Annotated in this window: 1 pseudogene; it reads left to right on the forward strand. The window is 44.7% G+C overall.

Annotation, left to right across the window (positions count from 1 at the left end):
- A pseudogene (locus FCV43_RS20250) lies at positions 1 to 897 on the forward strand (IS3 family transposase); the annotation flags it as partial.

The following is an 897-nucleotide window of genomic DNA, read 5'->3' on the forward strand; positions in this document are numbered from 1 at the left end:
CTGCTGCCGCACGACAGCTATCGTTATATGAATCTCAAATCTATGGATGGCGTAAAGCCGTCCAAAAACACGCGAAAATCAGCGATAGAGAAAGAGAACTCGCCACTGAAAATGCCAAGCTCAAACGATTATTAGCAGAACAAGCTGAAGAGCTAGATATCGTAAAAAAGGCCGCCACCTACTTCGCGAAAAATCTAAAGTAGATTGCTATGAGTTTATGCTCGAACACCTGCTGCAATATAGGATTGTCCGTATGGCTAAGGTGTTTGGGGTTTCTCGAAGTGGGTTTTATTATTGGATTGATAATCGCCATAAAGTCACTCAACGCGACGAGCACCGCAAGCTGCTTGATAGCAAAGTTCGAGAAGTCTTTGATGATAAAAAGGAACGTGACGGTGCAAGGCGTATTCAAAAAGAACTTGAGGCAAATGGTAATAAGCACGATGTAAAAACAATTGCCGCGAGCATGAAACGCCAGAGCTTAGTCGCGAAGGCCGCCCGTAAGTTCAAATGTACGACAGACTGTAAGCATAGGCTTCCTGTTGCCCCGAACTTGCTTGAGCAAGACTTTAATGCGACAACACCAAACCAAAAATGGGCTGGAGATATCACCTATCTAGCGACAAGCGAAGGCTGGATGTATTTAGCCGTTATTATCGACCTGTACTCACGGCAAGTCGTTGGTTGGTCAATGAGCACCAGAATGACCGCAACTCTGGTCTGTGATGCACTATCAATGGCATTGTTCCGCAGAGGCATGCCAGAAGAAGTGATTATCCATAGTGATAGAGGTAGCCAATATTGCTCAAAAGACTACCGAGATTTAATCGCAGCTCATAATCTAAAACAAAGCATGAGTAGGAAGGGAAATTGTTGGGTGGTGTACCCCACAAAAAG

Source organism: Vibrio genomosp. F6 (genome assembly GCF_005146325.1).
GTDB classification, from domain to species: domain Bacteria; phylum Pseudomonadota; class Gammaproteobacteria; order Enterobacterales; family Vibrionaceae; genus Vibrio; species Vibrio cortegadensis.